Origin of the sequence: Paeniglutamicibacter kerguelensis (genome assembly GCF_017876535.1) — a bacterium.
GTDB lineage: Bacteria > Actinomycetota > Actinomycetes > Actinomycetales > Micrococcaceae > Paeniglutamicibacter > Paeniglutamicibacter kerguelensis.
Map to the genome: position 1 here is coordinate 66253 of NZ_JAGIOF010000001.1, position 21575 is coordinate 87827.

Sequence of the window (21575 nt, forward strand, 5' to 3'; positions counted from 1 at the left end):
GGCAGGTGCGCCGTTCCCGCAAGACGCGGGTGCGGCGCACCTGCCATGGAAGCGCACGGGCCAAACCACGGACAAAACAACGAACAAGGGAATCGATGTACACAATCCGCGAATATCGCCCGGACGACGAGCCGCAATGGCTCGAATGCAGGCTGCTGAGCTTCTTCGGGACCGACTACTTTGACGACGTCAAGACGGCCAAGACCGTCCTGCCCGACCCGCAATTGTGCTTCGTCGCCGAAGAGGACGGCCGGGTGCTGGGGCTCATCGATGTCGAGGTCGACGGGCAGTGCGCGACCATCGACTCGATCGCGGTGCGCCCGGACGCCCAACGCCGGGGGATCGCGGGAGCTCTGCTGGGCCACGCCATCCAACGGCTGCCGGCGGGCGTGCTCACCCTCGATGCATGGACGCGGGAAAACACCGAGGCCAACGCCTGGTACCGGCGCAGCGGCTTCGTCGAGAACCACCGCTACCTGCACGTCTACAAGAATTGGGACGAACCGAATGACGGGTATGCCAGCCCGGAGGGCCTCTCGGCACCCGTCATGGCCTTCATGCACGCCGACATCGAGCACGAGGCCGCGATGCGGGAAAAGCACGGTCGGGTCTATCTCTGCAGGCAGTACCTGCGGCCCCTCTGAAGTATTAGATACGATTGACTTGGCCAAATAGCTGGGTGACCCGGCTTGAGACGACTTTTTGCCCGACCGAAGGAATGATTATGCCCGACCGCGGAGCGTCAACAGCATGGAAGCAGTTCTGGGAGCGGGGCGGCTGGTGGAAGGGCGTCATTCTTGCGGCCGCCTATTACGGGCTGTACATGCTCGGCGGGCTCGCGATCACCTGGCTCGCGGCCCCGATGCTGACCGATCCGACGAGCCCCGCATTCATCGTCTTCGCCTACGTACTGCCGATTGCGTTCGGCGGGCTGCTCCTGGTGCTCTTTGCGCTCTCGCTGGGGTGGTTGAAAGAGCTCTTCGCGCGCCAGCCCATCGGCGGCGGGAAATGGATGTGGATAGCCGTCGTCCTCGTCCTGGGCTTCAACATCCTGCGGTTCGCCACCATCGACTACGCTGAGGCAGGATTCGGCAAGGTCGCTGTCTGGCTGCTGGCCGGTCTGTTCATCGGCTTCGCCGAGGAGACGCTGACCCGCGGCTTCGTGGTCAACTTGATGCGCAAGGCGGGGCACCCCGAGATCGCCGTGGCGGTGGTGTCCGCCGCCGTGTTCTCGGCGCTACACGCAGGGAACCTGCTCGGTGGCCAAGCCCTCTTCACCACACTCATGCAGCTTCTGTACACCTTCGGGTTCGGAATCTGCATGTACCTGACGCTCCGCGTGACGGGCAACCTGATCTGGCCGATCCTCCTGCACGCCAGCACTGATCCCAGCATTTTCCTTCAAACGGCCTTCCCTGCCGACGGGTCCCTGACCGCGATCGCAAGCTTGGGAAACCTGCCGGTCATCGTCTTCGGGCTGATCGCCATCATTTTCATTCGCGGACGCGTCACCCAAAACGACGGGCTCAAGATCGAGAACCCCGTTCTCGGCTAGTTCTCCGGCGGGAGCTGCAACCCGCGGCGGACGAGGCCCCCTGAACGTGGACCCGTCAGGGATCCAGCAGGTAGCCCAGACCGCCCGAAAGAAAAAACGCGAAGCCCAGGGCGACGAGCACACTGATGCACAGCACCGTGATCCTGAGTTTCCTCGCTTCATCCATGCGTCCAATGCTAGCTACAAACCGGATTTCACCACGTCAACAGCGCTGACCGAACAGCACCCGAGGCTTTCGGCCAAGGGACGGCGCCGGAGACCTGTGCCTTGGACCGCGGATGGCGGTACTCTTGCCCCGCCCCGGCTCACGGCTCACGGCGCGTGATACGCGGTGAGCCGCGAATGCAGACCAGTCACCGCAAAATCGGGCCGCCTCACCGAACAACCCCGCCCGGGGGCGGTCCGCGGGCACTTTTGGTCCGGGTGTGACGCGATCTCCCGATAGGGTGGCGCAGATGACACTTGCGCACCATGTGTCAAACGTCTTAGGAAGGGCAGCCGTGCACGATCGGATCCATCACTCCAAGTTCTTAGACCTCTTGATGTCGGCCGAGCAGGCCGCCGCCTTGGTGAAGCCGGGGATGACGGTGGCCATGAGCGGCTTCACCGGCGCCGGCTACCCCAAGGCAGTCCCCGGTGCGCTCGCCGGGCTGATGGAAGACGAGCACGCCGCGGGACGCGACTTCAAGATCAACGTGCTCACCGGCGCCTCCACGGCCCCGGAGCTCGACGGGGTGCTGGCCCGCGCCGGCGGCATGGAACTGCGCCTGCCCTACATGTCCGACCCCGAGCTGCGCCGCCGCATCAACGACGGCGAGATGGAATACATGGACATCCACCTGTCCCATGTTGCCCAGCACGCCTGGTTCGGCTTCTACGGCAAGATCGATTTGGCCATCATCGAGGTCGTGGGCGTGACCGAGGACGGCCGGCTGATCCCGTCCTCCTCCGTGGGCAACAACAAGACCTGGCTGGACATGGCCGACAAGGTCATCATCGAGGTCAACTCGGAGCAGTCCGCCGCCATGGAGGGCATGCACGACATCTACTACGGCACCGCGCTGCCCCCGCACCGCAAGCCGATCGAGCTGACCGCCGCCGACCAGCGCATCGGCGAGCCCTACCTGCGCGTGGACCCGGACAAGATCGTCGGCGTCGTGGAAACCGGCGCCCCGGACCGGCTGAGCCCGTTCGCCCCGGTCGACGAGACCAGCACGCAGATCGCCGACCACCTGCTGGACTTCCTGGACCACGAGATCCGCGCCGGGCGCCTGACCGACAAGCTGCTGCCGCTGCAGTCGGGCGTCGGCAACATCGCCAACGCGGTGCTCGCCGGCCTGGCCCGCGGCGGCTACAAAGGCCTGCAGGCCTACACCGAGGTCATCCAGGACGGCATGCTGGCCCTGCTCAAGGACGGCACCCTCGAGTTCGCCTCGGCCACCTCCTTCTCGCTGTCCGCCGACGGCATCGACGAATTCAATGCGCACGTCGACTTCTACCGCGAGCACATCCTGCTGCGCACCCAGGAAATCTCCAACCACCCGGAGCTCGTGCGCCGGCTGGGCTGCATCGCCCTGAACGGCATGATCGAGGCCGACATCTACGGCAACGTGAACTCCACCAACGTGGTCGGCTCGCACGTCATGAACGGCATCGGCGGCTCGGGCGACTTCGCCCGCAACGGCTACCTCTCGGTCTTCATGTCCCCGTCGACGGCCAAGGGCGGGAAGATCTCGGGCATCGTCCCGATGGCCAGCCACGTGGACCACACCGAGCACGACACCATGATCCTGATTACCGAGCAGGGTCTTGCGGACCTTCGCGGGCTCTCCCCGAAGATGCGCGCCCAGGTGGTCATCGACAAGTGCTCCCACCCGGAGTACCGCCCGATGCTGCAGGACTACTTCGACCGCGCCCGCGTCGGCAGCTACGGTAAGCACACCCCGCACCTGCTGGGCGAGGCCCTGGGCTGGCACCAGCGCTACATCGAGACCGGGGACATGCGCCCCGGGATCCCAACGGCCTAGCCGGCTGGCCTAGGGCCGCGCGCCCACGCCCGTCACCGAGAACACCGCGCCCTGCGGGTCTTCCAGGACCAGGGTCATCCCGGGCGGGGTCTTGAACGCCGGGGCCAGCGCGCGTCCGCCGAGCCCGGCCGCGTGGTTCCCGGTGGCTTCGGCGTCGGCGACCCAGAAGTTCGGGGTCCACCGCGCAGGGCCGTCGCCGGCGACCATGACGGCCACGACCTCGCGCGACACCGGCTGTTCCGGTTCGCCGCCGACGTAGCCGGGGAGCCGGAAGAGCATGGCGGCCCCGGACCCCGCGCCAAAGCCCTGGGTGGTCCAGCCGTAGGCGGCCGCGTAGAACGCCGCCGCGCGGTCGGGGTCGGGCGTGGACAGCTGGCTCATCGCCCAGGCGCTCGGTTCGTTGACCAGCCGGGCCCCTGCCCGATCGCCGGCCTCCCACAGTCCGTGGACGGCCCCGGAGGGATCCGCGACTACTGCTCCGCGGCCGGCCGGCGCCGCGTCATAGGGCCCGGTGAGCACGGTGCCGCCCGCACGGGTGGCGGCCTCGGCCGCCGCATCGACGTTGCCGACTGCGATCGAGGTCAGCCACGCGGTGGGGACCTCCGCGGCGGGCTGCGAGGCGATGCCCGCCACGTCGAGCCCCCGCATGCGGGCGACGTAGTAGCGTCCCTCGGAGCCTGCACCGCCGAGCGGTCCGGGACCGGTCGGTTGCCAGTCGAACAGGGCGTCGTAGAAGGCCAGCGCGGCGTCCACGTCTGGCTGATACGTTTCCACCCAGCAGGGCACGCCGGCGGGATAGGAGTTTCGTTGGCTCATGACGGCACCTCGGGTCGGGACGGTCGTAGTCGTCAACCCTATGCCCGGCCCAAACCGCCGGGCAAGAGGTGTTGGCGGCAGGAAACCGGCCGTTCCAAGGATCCGGCAACCAGGCCTGGCGGCCTGACGGCCGGGTGCGGGCTCAGGCGGAAACGGCGTTGCCCTGGTCCGGGCCAAGGACCAGCGGCTGTGCCGGCGGCAGCACGACGTTCGGCTGCGCGGGAACCAGCGGATCCATGCCCATGCGCGTGCGGTACCAGGAGGATTCGGTGGCAACCCAGATGGTCATCGGCAGGCCGGTGAACCAACCGGTGTACTCCTGCTCCGGGGTCCACTTGCTGGAACGCTCGTAGTAGCTCCAGGAGGCCTCGTTGCGGTTGTCGATCACCGTAATGGGGGTCCCGCCCATGGACAGGGCGTAGGTGAGCCGGGCATCGGCCATGTGCTGGCGGATGCCCAGGCGGCGGTAGGCGGGGTGCACGAACATTCCACCGAGTTCCAACGGACGTTCCACCTGGGTGGGTGCCGTCACCGAGGTGTGCACGATTCCCAGACCCACGCGGGTCCCCTCATGCAGGGCGGTGACAACGAATTCGGCATGGTCCATGCGCTCGTGCCAGCGGGCATCGGGCGTGTGGCAGAGTGCGGACAGGGCATCGCGCTCGGCGCCCAGGGGCGGAGCATAAGACAGGGAGTACTCAATGGTTGGAAGCACTGGGAGCGGTCCTCTAAGTGAAAAAGAGCGAACGAAAGAAGGGGTTCCCGGGATTACGCCGGGCCGGTTCTTTGGCCGGTAGGGGACCGATGCCGGCGGCTCCCGGCAGCTTCCTTGTAGGGCCCAGTTTTTGGGCGTCGTGGAAACGACAAAAGAAATTATTACCCGAGCGTAGCCATCTTGTAAACACGGCTCGAAAGAGCCAAGCCGGTGGACAAATTCAAGTGGACTCGACCGCTGCGTTAAAGCGCCGAAAATCACCGGATTTCCGGGGTTTTTGCGGCCACTGATGACGGCGGTGGCCGGGAGGCGTTCTACGGAAAATTCATGCGCCGGTTTCCCGTCGTTTCCGGGACTGCCGGGGCCGGTTTTGGCGGGTGCTACTCAAGGCCGGGGAGCGCGGCCTGCGCGTCGAAGCCCGAGGGCCTACCTTCTCCGTCGATTTGGTGTGCACCTCACACCTCGGCTAACCTTGTGAGGTACGCCCCTGCGGGGTGGAACGATCGGTTCTTTAGCTCAGTTGGTTAGAGCGCTCGCCTCACACGCGAGAGGTCAGCAGTTCGAGTCTGCTAAGAACCACCAACACAGAAAACCCCCGGCATTTGCCGGGGGTTTTCTGTTTGTCAATGGGCAGATCGTGCCCCGGTGATCGCTAGTCGTTGAGCATGTCCAGGACCAATGGCTTGACCTTGGTGCCCAGCAATTCGATGCTGCGCACCATGGTTTCGTGCGGCAGGGTCCCGTTCGAGTACTTGATGTCGACGCGTGAGAGGCCGAGACCCTTGGCGAAGGCGGCGATCTTCTTGGCTACGGTCTCGGGACTGCCAGCCAGGAGGGAACCGTCCGGGCCCGCCGAAGCCTGGAAACGCATGCGGCTTGCCGGCGGCCATCCGCGCTCGGCACCCAAGCGGTCCATGGTGCGCTTGTAGTGCGGCCATAGCAGCTTCAGAGCCTCGTCGTCGGTGTCGGCGACCAGGCCGTGGAAGTGTGCGCCGATCTTCTGCTCCGGGTGGCCGAATTCCTCGAGCGAACGTTTGTAGAGGCGCGTCAGTGGTTCGAATGCCATGGGTGCACCGCCGATGATGGCCAAGAAGAGCGGCAGCCCGTGGCGGCCCGCCCGTACCACGGACTCTGGGCTCCCGCCCACGCCCACCCAGGTGTCCAGCAGGCCGGATTCGATGGGCGGGTAAACGCTCTGGTTGCGCAAGGCCGACCTGGTCTGCCCCTGCCATGTCACCGGCTCGGACTTGCGGAGCTTGGCAAAGAGGGCGAGCTTCTCCTCAAAGAGGATCTCGTAGTCGGAAAGTTCGTAGCCGAAAAGAGGGAACGACTCGATGAAGGATCCGCGGCCCAGGATTACCTCGGCACGGCCGTTGGAGAGCGCATCGAGCGTAGCGAAGCGCTCGTAGACGCGCACGGGATCGTCGGAACTCAGGACCGTGACCGCGGAGCCCAGCCGGATGTTCTTGGTCACGCCGGCGATGGCGCCCAGGACGACCTCGGGTGCCGACACCGAGTAGTCGTCGCGATGGTGTTCCCCGACTCCGAAGAAGTCCAGCCCCGCGGCTTCCGCGGCCTTGGCTTCCTCGACAACGTTTCGAATGACCTCGGCCGGGTGCAGCAGGTGGCCGCCGGAATCCTCGGTGATGTCTCCGAATGTCTCAACGCCGATTTCAAGTTGCCGGCGCGGGGTGTGGTTTTCACTCATGGTTGCAGTGCTCGCCTTCCAGTGATTTGAATACATTTGCATCTATTTTTGCCCAACGCGGGTGGGTCGGGGGATATTCCCGGGACTCTCTGCGAAGCCTGGTGCGCGGGGCAAAATGTGAGTCAGGAAACGTGTTCAATAAATACCCAAGATACGGCTGTAAGGTGGGGGTGAAAAGGCGCAACCGACAGGAGTGAGCGTGTCTTCAGGCAAGGATCCGGACGGTGCCAAAACAGTGCCCTCCGGTGAAGACCCAAATCCCCAAGTCGCGAGCATCAGGCGGGTCCAGACGCGGGAAATGAATCTGCTGGCACCGGCTGATTCAAGCGTGCCCGCGGCGCGGCAACAGCCGCCGGCCCCGGGAAACCCGGCAGCGCCCGGAAGGCGCGCGGCGGAGCGAGGGAAGCACTCGACACCTCCGCGTCCGACGCCCAGTGCATCCCAGCCGCCGGCAAAATTGCCTCCCGAGGTGCAGGACAAGCTGAACGCCCAGACGGGGCAGGTCGGCGTGACTCCCAGCGGGGCCCCGGCCCTCCCTCCGCGGGCCAACCCCACGGCCAGGCGCATGATTTCCCGCTGGCTGGCCTCCGACGCCCCGCCGACCCAGGCGTTCAGCATCGTGGACAGGCTCAGGGGCACGCCCTATGCCAATCCGAAGGTCAATTCGGCGCAGGACGCTTCGGCACGCAAGACCCTGGAATTTGCGCTGGATCTGGCCGAAACGATGTTCCGCTACGGGGCCGGCGCCCTGGAGGTCGAGACGAGCGTCATTGCGGTGACTGCCGCCCTGGGTTTGCGGCACATCGACGTGGACATCACCAACCAGTCGATCCACCTGAACTTCTCCCCGCCGGAGGGAGATTCATATTCCATGCTGCGCGTGGTGCGCTCGTGGACCAACAACTTCGCCGGCCTGGCCTACGTGCACCAGCTGGTGTCCGACATTGTCGCAGGCGGTGTCACCCGCCAGCAGTCGGTGGACCGGCTTCGCGAAATCTCCCGGCAGCCCAAGCCCTTCCCGCGCTGGATGGTGTCCGCCGCTGCCGGCGGATTCGCCGCAGCGTTTGTTGTCTTCATCGGCGGATCCCTGGCGGGCGCCGCGATTGCATTCGCCTCATCGCTTTTGGTCGGGCAGATCGCGAAGTACGCCTCGCGTTGGCGCATCCCCGATTTCTTTTCCATCGCCGCATCCACCTTTGTGGTCACGGCCGTTGCCGTGCTGTTCCATGCCTTGAATGCACCGATCGACCCGGCGCTGGTGGTTTCTGGCGGAATCTTGCTGCTGCTGCCCTCGTCCCGGTTCGTTTCGGCGCTGCAGGATGCCATCAACGGGTTCCCCGTGACGGCCGCGGGCAGGTTTTTCTCCGCGGGGCTCAGTTACGCGGCAATCCTGACGGGCATCATGGCGGCCCTGGTGATTGGCGAATTGGCCGGGGCGCCGGAGCTCGACGTGCGGACCATCGACAAGATCGCCTACCCGGGGTGGCTGCTTGTTGTCCTGGTCGCGGCGGCCGTCGTGATGGGCGCCGTGACCGAACAGACCAGCCGCGCCCTCCTGCTTCCCACCGGAGCCATAGCGCTGCTTGGCTATCTGGTGCTGCTGGGCATCCAGGCACTGGGCGTGGGGGACCGGACGGCCCCGGCCGTGGCCGCCACGTTCATCGGCTTGGCGGGCCGGATCGTTGCACACCGGATGCGGGCGCCCCAGCTGGTACTTGCGGCCCCCGCCATCGTGTTCCTGCTGCCGGGCCTGATGATTTTCCGGTCCATGTACGGCCTGGTGTTCGACGTCGAGGACATGACGGGGGCCGTGGTCGATATGTTCACGGCGTTCACCATCATGATGGCCATCGCCGGCGGCGTGGTCTTCGGGGACACCCTGGCGCGGCCGTTCACCGGCAGCGCCGTCAGCGGGGAACGCAGCGGCATCCGCCGCCGTTAGCGCGTGCGGACTACCGGGGGCAGCGACCAGTCAATGGGCGTTGCCCCTTGTGCTTCCAGCAGCTGGTTGGTTCGGCTGAAGGGCCGTGAGCCAAAGAACCCGCGTCGTGCCGACAGCGGCGACGGGTGCGCCGAGGCAATGATCGGGGTCTCGCCCAGCCGGGGTCCCAGCGCCTGGGCGTCCTTGCCCCAGAGGATCGCAACCAGCGGGGCGCCGCGGTCGGCAAGTGCGGCGATGGCCGTGTCGGTAACGGCTTCCCAGCCGATGCCGCGATGGGAGCCTGCGGCGCCGGCCCCGACCGAAAGCACGCGGTTCAGCAACACCACTCCCTGGGCGGCCCACGCCGAGAGGTCTCCGTGGGTCGGCGTGATAATTCCCATGTCCGTGTGCAGCTCGGTGTAGATGTTCTTGAGGCTCCGGGGGAGCGGGTTCACCGATGCCCGGGTCGAGAAACTCAAGCCCACCGAATGCCCCGGCGTGGGGTATGGATCTTGCCCCATGACCAGCACGCGGGCCTCGGCGAGGGGCAGCTGGAAGGCGCGCAAGATGTTCGAGGGCGCCGGAAGCACGTGCTCCCCGGCTCCCCGGCGTTTCTCCAGGACCTTGGCAATGTCGACGAGGTTGCCTTCGACCGGAGCCAACGCCTCGGCCCAGTCTGGGGCCACGAGACCAGCCGCAACCGCATCGCCAAGACCCCTGTCGAAGGGGAACCTGGTGGTGTCGGGTTGCTCGCCTGGTAGCTCAAAGAGTGTTGGTTCTCCGGTGTCCATAGCAGCCATTGTGGCCGGATCGGGCCACCTTGAAGCAAATGACATGCACCGGATCCGCGTTAGAATAATTACATTGAACTAATTTGTAGAGGTTCACCATGCGGAGAACTGGATTGTTGAGGGTGTGCGATGCCAACCGAGGCACTTGGGCTTGAGTTCGAGCTTGATGAGTCGAGTGAATTGGACGAGCGTTCCCAGCGGATCCTTGCGCTGGAGCGGCAGTGGTGGAAGTACGCCGGAGCCAAGGAACAGGCCATCTCGCAGCTCTTTTCCATATCCGCAACCAACTACTACCAGCTGTTGAACACCCTGATCGACACGGACGCCGCGTTGGCTTATGACCCCACGCTGGTCAAACGATTGCGTAGACTACGAACGACGAGGCACCGCGCTCGTTCGGCCAAAAAGGTCGAATCAGAGGCTTGAGTACAACGCAGGTTGAAGGTTTTGTTCTTCAACCGCGTCTGCATTCATGTATCCGCGTGTGCCCCCAAAGCTAGACACATCACCGAGGACGGGCATGACCAACTATCCGCGCGATGAATTTGATCGCGTCCCAGAGTTCAGCAACCGCAGTGGGTCACACCGCGCCAATGGCTGGGCGGCTGCCGCATCTGCCGGTGGCGTGCGCCCGGGCCTCCGTTGGCTGATGGTCTTCGGTGCCGTTGCGTTGTTGGTCGGAGTGTTTTCCTTCACCGCATTGCCCAAGCTCCTGAATGACGGGGGTGGCAAGGCCCCGGCAAACGTGGCGGCAAGCAGCACCGAGCCCTCGGCCGACAAGTCGGCGTCCAAGAAGCCTTCGGCGAAGGAATCCGGGAGCCCGAAGGCTTCGGGCAAGCCCTCCAAATCGGCGGAACCCAGCCAAACGGATGCGGTCCCGAGCGCTGGCGAATCGGAGCTCGGTGGCGTAGCGGACCTCTCGATGAAGGTGGGCGTCTACAACGGCGCCAAGAAATCCGGACTGGCCGGCACCGTTCGCACCACGCTGCTGAACGCGGGATTCACCAACGTCTCGGCCGCCAACTGGAGCAAGCAGGTCACTTATTCCACGGTTTACTACCGTGATGAGGCCAGCCGCGCCACCGCCGAACAGGCAGCCGAGGACCTTGGAATCAGCTCGGTCGTCAAGAGCGCCAACATCCCGGGCAGCATTGCAGTGGTCCTGGGAAACAGCTTCCGCTAAGGATCGCGCCGCGGGCTATGCTCTGGGCTAACGCGTACAGCTTGCACTCTCCATGCTTGAGTGCCAAGATTTGTATTAGCACTCACGAGTTCCGACTGCTAATTCGATCGATTATTCGAGGCGAATCCATGCGGTCCGGAGTCTGTGTTTGAGTGAGTCCTGGACCAGAGCAGCGAGAATGTTTCACGATCGTCCCATGACATCGGGGAATATTCGTCCGTCGCGGGCGTTGCCTCCGGTCGTAGATACGCATGAACGTCCCGAAAGGACATAAGCCGCTATGGCCAAGATCATTGCATTTGATGAGGAAGCACGCCGCGGCCTTGAGCGCGGCCTGAACATTCTGGCAGACGCCGTCAAGGTAACGCTCGGCCCGCGTGGACGCAACGTCGTTCTGGAAAAGAAGTGGGGCGCCCCCACGATCACCAACGACGGTGTCTCCATCGCCAAGGAGATCGAGCTCGAGGATCCGTTCGAAAAGATCGGTGCCGAGCTCGTCAAGGAAGTTGCCAAGAAGACCGACGATGTTGCTGGCGACGGCACCACCACCGCCACCGTTTTGGCTCAGGCACTGGTCAAGGAAGGCCTGCGCAACGTTGCAGCCGGCGCCGACCCGCTGTCCCTGAAGCGCGGCATCGAGAAGGCCGTCGAGGCCGTCACCGTCGAGCTGCTGGCTTCCGCCAAGGAAATCGAAACCAAGGAAGAGATCGCCGCCACCGCATCGATCTCCGCCGGTGACGAAGAAATCGGCGCACTGATCGCCGAGGCCCTGGACAAGGTCGGCAAGGAAGGCGTCATCACCGTCGAGGAGTCGAACACCTTCGGCCTCGAGCTTGAGCTCACCGAGGGCATGCGCTTCGACAAGGGTTACATCTCCGCCTACTTCGTGACCGACAACGAGCGCCAGGAAACGGTCCTTGAGGATCCGTACATCCTGATCGTCAACTCGAAGATCACCAACGTCAAGGACATGGTCTCCATCCTGGAGAAGGTCATGCAGTCGAACAAGCCGCTGCTGATCATCGCCGAGGACATCGAAGGCGAAGCTCTTGCCACCCTGATCGTGAACAAGATCCGTGGCCTGTTCAAGTCCGTCGCCGTCAAGGCACCGGGCTTCGGCGACCGCCGCAAGGCCATGCTGGCCGACATCGCCATCCTCACCGGTGGCCAGGTCATCTCCGAGGAAATCGGCCTGAAGCTCGAAAACGCCACCATCGACCTGCTGGGCTCCGCCCGGAAGGTAGTTGTCACCAAGGACGAGACCACCATCGTCGAGGGTGCAGGCGACGCCGAGGAGATCGCTGGTCGCGTGAACCAGATCCGCGCCGAGATCGAGAACACCGATTCGGACTACGACCGCGAGAAGCTGCAGGAACGCCTGGCCAAGCTGGCCGGCGGCGTTGCAGTCATCAAGGCCGGTGCCGCAACCGAGGTCGAGCTCAAGGAACGCAAGCACCGCATCGAAGATGCAGTGCGCAACGCCAAGGCCGCCGTTGAAGAAGGCATCGTTGCCGGTGGCGGCGTGGCCCTCATCCAGGCCGGCGCAGCTGCATTCGCCAAGCTGGAACTGACGGGCGACGAGGCAACCGGTGCGAACATCGTCCGCGTTGCCATCGAAGCACCGCTGAAGCAGATCGCCTTCAACGCCGGCATGGAGCCGGGCGTTGTCGCCGACAAGGTCAAGGGCCTGCCGGCCGGCCACGGCCTGAACGCCGCCACCGGCGTCTACGAGGACCTGTTGGCTGCCGGCGTGAACGACCCGGTAAAGGTTACGCGTTCCGCACTGCAGAACGCCGCCTCGATCGCAGGTCTGTTCCTCACCACCGAAGCAGTTGTTGCTGACAAGCCGGTTCCGGCCGGCGCAGCAGTAGGTGGCGGCGACGACATGGGCGGCATGGGCGGTTTCTAATCCCCCCTGCTGTACCTCTGGCAATACCGCGCGGGCCGCGGAACACGTTCCCCTTTGGGGGAATGGTGTTCCGCGGCCCGCCGCATTTAACAAACCGGGAACCTTCGCCGTCAGGCGGGTTCGGGGCGCTCCAGAAGATCGAGTTCCGCGGCCAGGTTCGCCCGGGCCCGGGTTTCCCACAGGGAACGGGCCAGCGGTCTCGAATACAGGGAGTCAGCTTCCAGCAGCTTGCGCAGGATCGCGGCCCGGCCCGCGGCAAACGCAGGTTCCGGCACGTGGGCATACTCCCGGCGCACGGCGAGTGCGTAACGGCGGTAGGCGCCGGCCTCGCGGCCCAGGACCTCCAGATCCGCGTCGCAGAGCAGCTGTCCCGCGGCATCGTCGGTGGCCGGGCGGTGCTCGATGGTCAGCTCAACCAGCCGCACCACCTCGCCGACCTCAGAGGGTTCGAGCCCGACTCCCGGAAGTTGCGCGGCGGCCAGTGCCGCTGAATCCTTTTCGTCGGCGGGGGAGCCGTTGTAGACGGCGTCATGGTACCAGGCCGCCAAGTACAGGGAGCGGTGTGCAGGGTCTTGCTCGTTGGAACCGGTCAGGGTGTCGAGGGCGCTAAGCATCGCCAGCAGGTGGGCCCGGTCGTGGTAGGCGCGGTGGGGCTCGGACCAGCGCGCCAGCAGGTCCCGGCCAAGTGCCGGTTCACCGGGCAACAACCCGTCCCAGCGGGCCAGCAGGACCGCATCCAGGCGCTCGGGGCGTTCCCGTGCAGGTACCCGCAACCCGGAGCGCACCAGGCGGCGCACCAGTTCGGTTGCGGAGACAGGCAGCGCGCCGGCCGCCACCAGTGTCTCGTAGCGTTTCTGCGGGACATCGTAGTGGTCCCTGTCGAACGCCCTTTCCGGCAGCCCCTGTTCCAGTGCGAAGTTGCGCAGCTCGTCCAACGACGCGTCGGATACAAGGTGGGAAAACAGGGTGCCGTGGGCCGGCCACAGCGGGGGATCGATGAGTATTGCCACAAGGCAACACTAATGCCTGGTCGATTGCCCCGGGCGGCACGCGGTCAGTATGTGAACAGGTTGGTGTTTGCCGCCTCGGCCTCTTCGTAGTGCACCGAGGCCCTGTTCAAGGCAGTGCCGATGGCGTTGAGGGATTCCTCGACGCGGATCTGGGTGGCGCGCCAATCTGCGACGACGGACTGGAAGTTCGCGGATGCCGCGCCCTGCCAGGTCCCCTGCAGGTCCTGCAGCGAGGAGGTCATGGAATTAACCTCCGCCCGCACCCTTTCGATGGTCGCCTGCACGGCCATGGACCGCAATTGCATTTCACTGGTGTTCGCGGCGAATGTGCTCACTGGTTCTCTCCTTGTGGACGGTGCTCCAGGGCGAGGCGGAAGGGCGCTGGCCCTTCCAACGGGCTGGAGCGGCAGCGACTGGGGATGCGCTCCCGTCCCTAGGCTAGAAACAGCAAGTCCGCCGCGGGTCGGACCCGCGACGGACTGTGCATAAGGTGGAGGAGCCGTTCAGGTCCCACGGTTGGTGCTTTCGGAATGCGAAGGCTACGCCTCGGCGGAGGCGTCCTCGGGGTCGCACTCCGGCTCGACATAGGGCAGGTGGATGGACATGGTGGCCCCGCCCCCCGGGGTCTCGCTGAGCCTGATCGAACCGTCGTGTTGGGCCGCGATGGCAGCCACGATGGCAAGTCCCAAACCGGTTCCGCCGGTTTCGCGTTGCCGCGAGGAATCGGCGCGGTAGAAGCGTTCGAAGACGCGTCCCGCCTCCTCCTCGGAGATGCCCGGTCCATGGTCGCGGATCTCCAGGACGGCATCCGACCGGCCATTGATCACGGGCTTCACGCCGACGGCTATTTCAATGTCGCTGCCCTCGGGGGTGTAACGCAGTGCGTTTGTCATCAGGTTTGCCACGATCTGGCGCAGCCGTGCCTCGTCCCCGCTGGTGGGTGCGGGTTTCGGTCCGCCGCCCTCGAGCCCGACCAGACGCACCTTGCGGTCTGGGGCATTGACCCGCGCATCCTCCGCAGCGTCTCCGGCCAAGAGCAGGAGATCCACCGGCTTCCGGTCAAGCGGACGCTGCTCGTCCAGCCGTGCCAGGGTCAGCAAGTCCTCCACCAACTGGGCCATGCGCTTGGATTCCGCTTCGATGCGCCCCATGGCGGTGCGCAGCATTTCCGGATCCGACAACCCGCCCTGCCTGTAGAACTCCGAGTACCCCTGGATGGTGACCAGCGGCGTGCGCAGCTCGTGCGAGGCATCCTGGATGAAGCGCCGCATCTTGCGTTCGGAAGCGGCCCGGCCACGGAACGCATGCTCGATGTGCGCCAACATGGCGTTCAGCGAGCGCGAGAGCCTGCCGACCTCGGTTTCCGGGGGATATTCCTCGACTCGGCGGGAAAGGTCGCCGGCAGCAATCGCCGCGGCCGTGCGTTCCACCCGAAGCAGCGGCAGCAGGGCCCGGGTGGTGATGCCGTAGGCAATCATGGACATCAGCAGCGTCGCAAGCATGCCTGTCGACATGACAAGCATGGCGGCCTTGGTCACCGTGTCCTGGACCGAATCCATCGGCAGGGCGTAAATGAGGTCGTAGTCGCTGCGGTTCAACGTGACTATGCGTACGCGCCAGCCGCTGGAGCTCAGGGATGTCCCCGGAACCGTCACCGAAATCGACGGATCGTCCCGGAGCTTGTTCAGGGTCGTGAGATCCAGGTCAGGGATATCCGCTTTCACATTGTTTGAGGTTTCCTTGCGCGGCATGGTGTAGAGGATCTTGCCGGACTCATCGCGCAGGTCCCCGTAGAAACGGTCGAACCCGGGGCTCTTGGGGTTGATGGGGGCGATCTCCGCATAGTCGTTGAGCATCAACGAGGTGATCGCCACCGAATTGCTCTTCAGCTCCGAATCGACCTGGGCGGTGAGCATGAGACGCAGCGACTGCGCCGAACCGACGGCCGTGACAACGATGCCCAAGATCATCAACATGCTCATCAGCGCCACTAGTTTGGTACGCAGCGAAACCTGCCGCCAGAAGCGACGCAAACCTTGCACTCCCTAAACCCCTTTAGCGGCGATCCGAGGTGCGCATCAAGTAGCCGACCCCGCGTTTGGTCTGGATCAGCGAGGGCCACTCGGGACGCGAGTCGATCTTGCGGCGAAGGTAGGAAATGTAGGACTCGACGATGGAGGCGTCCCCGTTGAAGTCGTATTCCCATACGTGGTCCAGGATCTGCGCCTTTGAGAGCACCCGGTTGGGGTTCATCATCAGGTAGCGCAGCAACTTGAATTCGGTGGGGGAGAGGTCGATGACCTCGCCGGCCCGGCGGACCTCGTGGGCGTCGTCGTCGAGTTCCAGGTCGTCCACCCGGATCACCGCAGTGTCTTCCTCCGCGGGTTGGGTGCGGCGCAACACCGCGCGGATGCGGGCTACCACCTCATCGAGGCTGAAGGGCTTGGTGACGTAGTCGTCCCCGCCAACGGTCAGGCCGGTGACCTTGTCCTCGGTGTCGTCGCGGGCCGTCAGGAAGAGCACCGGGAAGTGTTTGCCCGCGGCGCGCAGCCGGCGGGTAATGGTGAAGCCGTCCATGTCCGGAAGCATGACATCCAAGACGGCCAGGTCCGGCGCTTCCTTTTCCACTGCGGCGAGGGCTTCGCGTCCGTTGGCCGCTGCCACGACTTCGAAACCTGCGAAGCGCAATGAGGTGGAAAGCAACTCGCGGATATTGGGTTCATCGTCAACAACCAGCAGCCTGGCTTCGGGGGTCTTGGCATTCATGTCTATAGTCTGCAACCGGTAACTGTAAGAATCCTGTGTGTTCCTTGAGTGGGTCTTTGACCTTGCCCGCATGCCGGCACCTTGTCCGCGGCCAAGTTGCCCCGAGAAGGCTCTTAGCCCCTGCGGCGTTCGCGGAAATTGAGGGCCAAGACAACCATCAGCAAGATGAAGGCCAGCGGCAGCCCGTAGAGACCAACGGCCAGCAGCAGCGGGGACAGGACGTAGCCCAGCATGTACTGGATCAGGATGACGGCCAATGCGATAAACGAAATGATGGCAAGGCCCCCGGCGAACAGGGTCAGGAACCGCTGGACGGCCGGAGTTTTCACGGTGGTATTCACCCCTTAAAGTTACAGCGCGCCGGTCGCGGAACCACAATGCGGGTCCGCATCGCAGGTGGGTCGTCAATTGCCGCGAATGTCGTACCCTAGAAGAATAGACTTGCCCGGCGTGAAGAGCCCACCGATCCGTCCACGGATCTGGGGCCCGCGGCGGGAATCGCCAGATATGGGATCGGGGAACTGTATTTTCCCGTGGCCCATTGTGACGCAAGAACGAGGTAGCAAGACGTGCCAACCGGCAAAGTGAAGTGGTACGAACCCGCCAAGGGGTTCGGATTCCTGGTGACCGATGAGGGCCAGGAAGTGTATTTGAACGCCTCGGCACTGCCGGCAGGCGTGACCGAGTTGCGGGCCGGTACTCGCATGGAGTTTGGCATCGCCGAAGGCCGCAAGGGTGCGCAGGCGCTGAGCGTACGCGTCTTGGAAGCGGCCCCATCGGTGGCCCGCGCCAAGCGCAAGGACGCAGTTGACACCGCGGTGCTGATCGAGGACCTCATCAAGGTGCTGGATTCGGTATCCAACGGGTTGCGCCACGGGCGCTACCCGGAGAAATCCCAAGGTGCAAAGGTAGCCTCAGTGCTGCGCGCCGTTGCCGACGATCTCGACGCCTAAGCCCATGGCCCGCAAACCAAAGCTCGACGAGACACTGGCCGCAGCGCGGGATCGCGCACGCACGGCCCTGCTGGAGATCGCTCCGGCGTCCATGATCGGCGAACACATTGATGCCGTGTGCGACGGTGACCGCTTGGTGACCCACCGTTTTGTCACGCTGCAGCCCGGATACGAGGGTTGGTGCTGGTTTGCGACGCTGACCCGGATACCGCGCGCCCAGGCCAAGGACATCACCGTGTGCGAAGTCGGCATCCTGCCGGGCGAAGACGCGTTGCTGGCTCCCGCATGGGTTCCGTGGGCCGAGCGCGTGCGCCCGGAGGACCTGGAAGCCGAGCGTCTGGCCGCCGAGGAGGCGGCCGGGATTGCCGCCGGGGGCACGGATGAATCCGCGAACGCCGAGGAAGACACCGATCAGGAAGCCGCCGGCGTGTCCGAGAATGGCGCGGAAGATTCCCCCGAGCCATTCGAAGACGAGGAAGATGCCGACGGGGAACTTCCCGAAGAGGGCTAAGCCCCGCAAAGTAGTTGAATAATCGACAGGGAGACTGGTCGACCAATGGGCAAGGCGGAGATGCATCGGCATCTCCGCCCTGCCCATTATCGTTGCCTTGGCTTTTTGCCGGATGGGCGGCCACCATCGCGATGCGGAAGGGTCGTCTTGTCCGCGCACGAAAACGGGGCGCGTCGTCCACCTGCGTCACGGCAGGCGGACGACGCGCCCCGGATCGGCTATCCGAGCGCCGTGGGCTTAGCTGTTGGCAAGCACGTATTCGATGCACTTGATCAAGGCCGAGATGTCCTCGGGCTCGATAGCAACAAAGGTTGCAACGCGCAGCTGGTTGCGGCCGAGCTTGCGGTACGGCTCGACATCCACGACGCCGTTGGCGCGCAGGGTCTTTGCAACCGCAGCTGCGTCGATCGAATCATCGAAGTCGATGGTGGCGATGACGTTGGAGCGGTCTTCCGGGGCCGATACGTACGGGCTCGCAAACGAGGAGGCCTCGGCCCACTCGTAGAGGCGGGAAGCCGAATCGTTGGTGCGGGCGGTCGCGAATTCCAGGCCGCCGTTGGTGTTGAGCCACTGCACCTGTGCGTTGAGCGAAACCAGCGTCGAGAGCGACGGGGTGTTGTAGGTCTGGTTCAGGCGCGAGTTGTCGATGGCGGTCTTCAGGTTCAGGAAGTCCGGGATCCAGCGGTCCGAGGCTGCGATTTCCTCGGCGCGGGCAATGGCGGCAGGGGAGAAGAGCGCGATCCACAGGCCGCCGTCGGAGGCGAAGTTCTTCTGCGGGGCGAAGTAGTAGACGTCGGCCTGGGAGACATCGACGTCCAGGCCGCCTGCCGCGGAGGTGGCGTCGATGACAATCAGCGAGTCCTCGTCTGCGCCTTCCACGCGGTGCACCGGTGCCGCAACGCCGGTGGAGGTTTCGTTCTGCGGCCAGGCGTACACGTCGACGCCGGCCTCGGCAACCGGAACCGGGCGGGTGCCCGGCTCGGACTTGATGATGGAGGACTCCGCAAGGAAGGGTGCATTGTTGGTGGCCGAGGCGAACTTGGAACCGAACTCGCCGAAGGACAGGTGCTGTGCCTTGTTGCGGACCAGGCCGAAGGTTGCGATGTCCCAGAAAGCGGTGGATCCGCCGACGCCCAGAACCACTTCGTAGTCCGCCGGGGCGTTGAAGAAGGTCTTCAGGCCTTCCTGGATGTCGCGAACCAGGTTCTTGACCGGGGCCTGGCGGTGGGAGGTGCCCAGCAGGTCGCTGCGGGCTTCCACGAGGGCCTGGACCTGCTCCGGGCGCACCTTGGAAGGACCGGCACCGAAACGCCCGTCCACTGGCAAAAGATTTTCGGGAATGGTCAGGCCGATGCTCATGTTGCTCCTCGATAAAAGGCTGGGTTCGCTCTTCCGACACGCCACGCGATGGCAAAAGCCATGGGGTCGGTGTTTCAATAATCCCGCATTGCGCACCCAAACACGTAAAAGCGAGTCGTCATTATTAACGGCCGCAGGCCTTGAAGCCGTCCGTACCGGGCCAATGAGTCCCCGGGGCGAACCGCGTGTGAAGCGGCGGGGGTGCTTGGGTGACAAATCGCAGGGGAAGCGGCGGGTAGAGTGGTGGGCGTAGTAATTCCGTGTATAACCAACCCGTGCAGGAGCGGCAGACGTGTCAGACCTGATCGATACCACCGAAATGTATTTGCGCACCATTTTGGAGCTCGAAGAGGAAGAAATCACGGCGCTCCGTGCGCGCATCGCCGAGCGACTGGGGCATTCGGGTCCCACCGTTTCGCAGACCATCGCCCGCATGGAACGCGACGGCCTGGTTGTCGTGACAACCGACCGCCACCTCGAACTCACGGCACGGGGCCGCGAACTGGCCACGGGCGTGATGCGCAAGCACCGTTTGGCAGAGCGGCTGCTGGCCGATGTGATCGGTTTGGAATGGGAATACGTCCACGACGAAGCCTGCCGCTGGGAGCACGTCATGAGCGAGCGCGTCGAGCAGCGGCTATACAAGTTGCTGGGCCAGCCCGCGTCCTCTCCCTACGGAAACCCCATCCCCGGACTCGAAGCCCTGGGCGGCCCCGAACTGGCCGAAATCTCGGTAGGTGTCCAAAATCTCGATTCGGCCCTTTCCGACGGAAACACGGGTCCAGTGCGCGTGGAGCGGTTGGCCGAGTCCATCCAGGTGGAACCCGAGCTCCTGGTGCAGCTCGATGAGGGCGGAATTCGCCCGGGTGCCCTAGTCACGCTGGAACGCGCGGACGACTATGTGCTGGTTCGCGTCCAGGGCATAGAAGGAGCGCTGGAGCTTCCGACCGAGGTCAGCGCCCATGTGTTTGTCAGGCGCTTGGACAGATAACGGAATTGTAACTTTGGACTAAAGCCCGGTAGGGTTTCTAGTTGTGTCATATTTTCGTGACTCAATCCAGATCCGATTCGCATAACCTTACCGGCGGATTCTGGACTAAGACTTACCGGTAGGGGCGGAGGACCCATTTCAACCGTTTCATGGTTTTGAACCATGGATCTTGGGGTGAAGTTGAGTCCGCCACGGTGGGCTCGGCCGAGTTGATCTCATGACTCGAATCCGACAGCTAACTTCGCAGGCGATACATGAGAGGTTGTCATTTGACACAGCAGCACAATTCCGGCCGTCGCCGTGCGTCCGGGCCGGTTGATGCTTCGCCTGCCGAAGGCACATTGGAACGTATTGTCGACTCCGAATTGACCGACGAAGCACCATCCCGCCGCAGCGGTCGACGCTCCCTGCAGGTGGTTCCCGAGCTTTCCGAGGCGACTCCGGCAAGCTACGTCGGCCGTCGATTTGAAGCCAGCCTGCGCTACGGCGCAGCCCCCGACGCCGCGGCCATTGCCGCCACCGAGCGCGTCGAAGAGTCGACTCCCTTGGCGCCAGAGCTCTACGCCCAGGTCGAGTCCGAAGAACTCAACAACGTACTGCGGTTCGCACCGCGTCCCAACCGCTCGCGCCTTGGCTTCACGCACAAGATCGCCGCAGTTGCAGCCGTTTCCGGACTGGCGCTGGCCGCGGCTAGCCCGTCGCAGGAAGCCGACGAGCTCCCCTCGGGCGAAGCCCGCGTGGCACAGTCGGTCGTCGTGGACGTTCAGGCCCCTGCCTCTGAGGACGTCAAGATCGAGCGTGCCTCGGTGACGAGCAAGTTCACCAAGGAAGACAAGCTGGCCACCGTGATGACCGCCGCCGGCGGCGACGTCTCGAAGATCCAGACCAGCGGGGCCTTGGCCAAACCGCTGGATACCGTCCGACTGACTTCCGGCTTCGGGCACCGCAAGAACCCGACGGGCCCCGGCTACATGAGCCACAACGGACTTGATTTCGGCGCCACGTGCGGCACTCCCGTGAAGGCTGTTGCGGCAGGCACTGTCGTGCAGTCCGAATGGGCGGGCCACTCGGGCCAGCGCGTGGAGATCGACCACGGCAACGGCTTGCACACCAGTTACAACCACAACTCGGCCCGCAAGGTCACCGTGGGCCAGAAGGTCGAGCGGGGCGATGTTGTTTCGCTCGTAGGCACGACCGGCAATTCCACGGGCTGCCACCTGCACCTCGAGGTCATCGTTAACGGCAAGTGGGTCAACCCAGCGGGTTGGTTATAACGAACAATGTCACCATTCCGTGACCAGAATGTGACATTCACACTTGTTTCATATATTGTAGAAATGTAGTCGGCGCTCAAGCCCGA

General features: G+C 64.4%; 21 protein-coding genes, 1 tRNA gene and 1 riboswitch. Of the genes, 12 read left to right on the forward strand and 10 right to left on the reverse strand.

Annotation, left to right across the window (positions count from 1 at the left end; all coding sequences use genetic code 11):
• Positions 1-95: 95 nt before the first annotated feature.
• The 3 genes from JOF47_RS00285 (at position 96) to scpC (ending at position 3582) form a co-directional block, all read left to right on the forward strand.
• Positions 96-644, forward strand: coding sequence for a GNAT family N-acetyltransferase (locus tag JOF47_RS00285; RefSeq protein WP_209995191.1), 549 nt, complete (start codon positions 96-98; stop codon positions 642-644).
• A gap of 80 nt (positions 645-724) precedes the next feature.
• Positions 725-1555, forward strand: a complete 831-nt coding sequence (locus JOF47_RS00290) for a CPBP family glutamic-type intramembrane protease (protein WP_209995193.1) — start codon at positions 725-727, stop codon at positions 1553-1555.
• Positions 1556-2055: 500 nt separating this feature from the next.
• Positions 2056-3582 carry a succinyl-CoA:acetate CoA-transferase ScpC gene (gene scpC / locus JOF47_RS00295; RefSeq protein ID WP_209995194.1) on the forward strand — a complete coding sequence of 509 codons (1527 nt, stop codon included), beginning with the start codon at positions 2056-2058 and terminating at the stop codon, positions 3580-3582.
• Between the two features lie 9 nt (positions 3583-3591).
• Here scpC and JOF47_RS00300 read toward each other — a convergent pair whose 3' ends face one another.
• The gene (locus tag JOF47_RS00300; protein WP_209995195.1) at positions 3592-4398 is read right to left on the reverse strand and encodes a VOC family protein; all 807 of its coding nucleotides are present in this window, start codon (positions 4396-4398) and stop codon (positions 3592-3594) included.
• A gap of 142 nt (positions 4399-4540) precedes the next feature.
• Complete coding sequence (locus JOF47_RS00305) at positions 4541-5113, reverse strand: GNAT family N-acetyltransferase (protein ID WP_209995196.1); 573 nt, start codon at positions 5111-5113, stop codon at positions 4541-4543.
• Positions 5114-5618: 505 nt separating this feature from the next.
• Between JOF47_RS00305 and JOF47_RS00310 the strand changes: the two genes are divergently transcribed.
• Positions 5619-5695, forward strand: a tRNA-Val gene (locus tag JOF47_RS00310).
• Between the two features lie 70 nt (positions 5696-5765).
• On the opposite strand, the gene JOF47_RS00315 is transcribed toward JOF47_RS00310, so the two are convergent.
• Positions 5766-6821 carry an LLM class flavin-dependent oxidoreductase gene (locus JOF47_RS00315; RefSeq protein ID WP_209995197.1) on the reverse strand — a complete coding sequence of 352 codons (1056 nt, stop codon included), beginning with the start codon at positions 6819-6821 and terminating at the stop codon, positions 5766-5768.
• A 199-nt stretch (positions 6822-7020) separates the two neighbouring features.
• On the opposite strand from JOF47_RS00315, the gene JOF47_RS00320 reads away from it, so the two are divergent.
• Positions 7021-8763 (forward strand): threonine/serine exporter family protein, encoded by a 1743-nt coding sequence (locus tag JOF47_RS00320; protein WP_209995198.1) that lies wholly within the window; start codon positions 7021-7023, stop codon positions 8761-8763.
• Here JOF47_RS00320 and JOF47_RS00325 read toward each other — a convergent pair.
• The gene (locus JOF47_RS00325; RefSeq protein ID WP_209995199.1) at positions 8760-9533 is read right to left on the reverse strand and encodes a uracil-DNA glycosylase; all 774 of its coding nucleotides are present in this window, start codon (positions 9531-9533) and stop codon (positions 8760-8762) included. The genes JOF47_RS00320 and JOF47_RS00325 overlap by 4 nt on opposite strands.
• Positions 9534-9662: 129 nt before the next feature.
• On the opposite strand from JOF47_RS00325, the gene JOF47_RS00330 reads away from it, so the two are divergent.
• The 3 genes from JOF47_RS00330 (at position 9663) to groL (ending at position 12625) form a co-directional block, all read left to right on the forward strand.
• A complete protein-coding gene (locus tag JOF47_RS00330) occupies positions 9663-9959 on the forward strand; it encodes a DUF3263 domain-containing protein (RefSeq protein WP_209995200.1) in 297 nt (98 codons plus the stop codon).
• Positions 9960-10053: 94 nt separating this feature from the next.
• A complete protein-coding gene (locus tag JOF47_RS00335; RefSeq protein ID WP_209995201.1) occupies positions 10054-10716 on the forward strand; it encodes a LytR C-terminal domain-containing protein in 663 nt (220 codons plus the stop codon).
• A 280-nt stretch (positions 10717-10996) separates the two neighbouring features.
• Positions 10997-12625: a chaperonin GroEL gene (gene groL, locus JOF47_RS00340; protein ID WP_209995203.1), complete on the forward strand. Its 1629-nt coding sequence runs from the start codon at positions 10997-10999 to the stop codon at positions 12623-12625.
• A 110-nt stretch (positions 12626-12735) separates the two neighbouring features.
• Here groL and JOF47_RS00345 read toward each other — a convergent pair whose 3' ends face one another.
• The 5 genes from JOF47_RS00345 to JOF47_RS00365 all read right to left on the reverse strand — a co-directional run bounded on the left by JOF47_RS00345 (position 12736) and on the right by JOF47_RS00365 (position 16730).
• Positions 12736-13635 (reverse strand): DUF4031 domain-containing protein, encoded by a 900-nt coding sequence (locus tag JOF47_RS00345; RefSeq protein ID WP_209995205.1) that lies wholly within the window; start codon positions 13633-13635, stop codon positions 12736-12738.
• 44 nt (positions 13636-13679) lie between these two features.
• Positions 13680-13970, reverse strand: coding sequence for a WXG100 family type VII secretion target (locus tag JOF47_RS00350; RefSeq protein WP_209995207.1), 291 nt, complete (start codon positions 13968-13970; stop codon positions 13680-13682).
• Positions 13971-14174: 204 nt separating this feature from the next.
• A complete protein-coding gene (locus tag JOF47_RS00355) occupies positions 14175-15617 on the reverse strand; it encodes a sensor histidine kinase (protein ID WP_245356192.1) in 1443 nt (480 codons plus the stop codon).
• A 73-nt stretch (positions 15618-15690) separates the two neighbouring features.
• Positions 15691-16401 carry a response regulator transcription factor gene (locus tag JOF47_RS00360; RefSeq protein WP_209995209.1) on the reverse strand — a complete coding sequence of 237 codons (711 nt, stop codon included), beginning with the start codon at positions 16399-16401 and terminating at the stop codon, positions 15691-15693.
• Between the two features lie 113 nt (positions 16402-16514).
• Positions 16515-16730 (reverse strand): hypothetical protein, encoded by a 216-nt coding sequence (locus JOF47_RS00365; protein ID WP_209995210.1) that lies wholly within the window; start codon positions 16728-16730, stop codon positions 16515-16517.
• Positions 16731-16970: 240 nt separating this feature from the next.
• Here JOF47_RS00365 and JOF47_RS00370 point away from each other — a divergent pair, with 240 nt between their 5' ends.
• Positions 16971-17354 (forward strand): cold-shock protein, encoded by a 384-nt coding sequence (locus JOF47_RS00370; RefSeq protein WP_209995211.1) that lies wholly within the window; start codon positions 16971-16973, stop codon positions 17352-17354.
• Positions 17355-17358: 4 nt separating this feature from the next.
• Positions 17359-17865: a DUF3027 domain-containing protein gene (locus JOF47_RS00375; protein WP_209995212.1), complete on the forward strand. Its 507-nt coding sequence runs from the start codon at positions 17359-17361 to the stop codon at positions 17863-17865.
• 237 nt (positions 17866-18102) lie between these two features.
• On the opposite strand, the gene serC is transcribed toward JOF47_RS00375, so the two are convergent.
• Positions 18103-19224, reverse strand: coding sequence for a phosphoserine transaminase (serC, locus tag JOF47_RS00380; protein WP_209995213.1), 1122 nt, complete (start codon positions 19222-19224; stop codon positions 18103-18105).
• 292 nt (positions 19225-19516) lie between these two features.
• On the opposite strand from serC, the gene JOF47_RS00385 reads away from it, so the two are divergent.
• Together JOF47_RS00385 and JOF47_RS00390 are read left to right on the forward strand one after the other, a co-directional pair.
• The gene (locus tag JOF47_RS00385; protein ID WP_209995214.1) at positions 19517-20215 is read left to right on the forward strand and encodes an iron-dependent transcriptional repressor DtxR; all 699 of its coding nucleotides are present in this window, start codon (positions 19517-19519) and stop codon (positions 20213-20215) included.
• Between the two features lie 81 nt (positions 20216-20296).
• Positions 20297-20481: riboswitch (cyclic di-AMP (ydaO/yuaA leader) on the forward strand.
• A 75-nt stretch (positions 20482-20556) separates the two neighbouring features.
• Entirely contained in the window at positions 20557-21489 is a 933-nt protein-coding gene (locus JOF47_RS00390) for a M23 family metallopeptidase (protein ID WP_245356193.1), read from the forward strand.
• Positions 21490-21575 lie beyond the last annotated feature (86 nt).

What these genes read in the sequence shown, in the direction of transcription:
- JOF47_RS00285 (WP_209995191.1), top strand. Translation starts at nt 96, where the DNA reads ATGTACACAATCCGCGAATATCGCCCGGACGACGAGCCGCAATGGCTC.
- JOF47_RS00290 (WP_209995193.1), top strand. Translation starts at nt 725, where the DNA reads ATGCCCGACCGCGGAGCGTCAACAGCATGGAAGCAGTTCTGGGAGCGG.
- JOF47_RS00300 (WP_209995195.1), bottom strand. Translation starts at nt 4,398, where the DNA reads ATGAGCCAACGAAACTCCTATCCCGCCGGCGTGCCCTGCTGGGTGGAA.
- JOF47_RS00315 (WP_209995197.1), bottom strand. Translation starts at nt 6,821, where the DNA reads ATGAGTGAAAACCACACCCCGCGCCGGCAACTTGAAATCGGCGTTGAG.
- JOF47_RS00325 (WP_209995199.1), bottom strand. Translation starts at nt 9,533, where the DNA reads ATGGACACCGGAGAACCAACACTCTTTGAGCTACCAGGCGAGCAACCC.
- JOF47_RS00330 (WP_209995200.1), top strand. Translation starts at nt 9,663, where the DNA reads ATGCCAACCGAGGCACTTGGGCTTGAGTTCGAGCTTGATGAGTCGAGT.
- JOF47_RS00335 (WP_209995201.1), top strand. Translation starts at nt 10,054, where the DNA reads ATGACCAACTATCCGCGCGATGAATTTGATCGCGTCCCAGAGTTCAGC.
- groL (WP_209995203.1), top strand. Translation starts at nt 10,997, where the DNA reads ATGGCCAAGATCATTGCATTTGATGAGGAAGCACGCCGCGGCCTTGAG.
- JOF47_RS00355 (WP_245356192.1), bottom strand. Translation starts at nt 15,617, where the DNA reads ATGAGCATGTTGATGATCTTGGGCATCGTTGTCACGGCCGTCGGTTCG.
- JOF47_RS00360 (WP_209995209.1), bottom strand. Translation starts at nt 16,401, where the DNA reads ATGAATGCCAAGACCCCCGAAGCCAGGCTGCTGGTTGTTGACGATGAA.
- JOF47_RS00375 (WP_209995212.1), top strand. Translation starts at nt 17,359, where the DNA reads ATGGCCCGCAAACCAAAGCTCGACGAGACACTGGCCGCAGCGCGGGAT.
- serC (WP_209995213.1), bottom strand. Translation starts at nt 19,224, where the DNA reads ATGAGCATCGGCCTGACCATTCCCGAAAATCTTTTGCCAGTGGACGGG.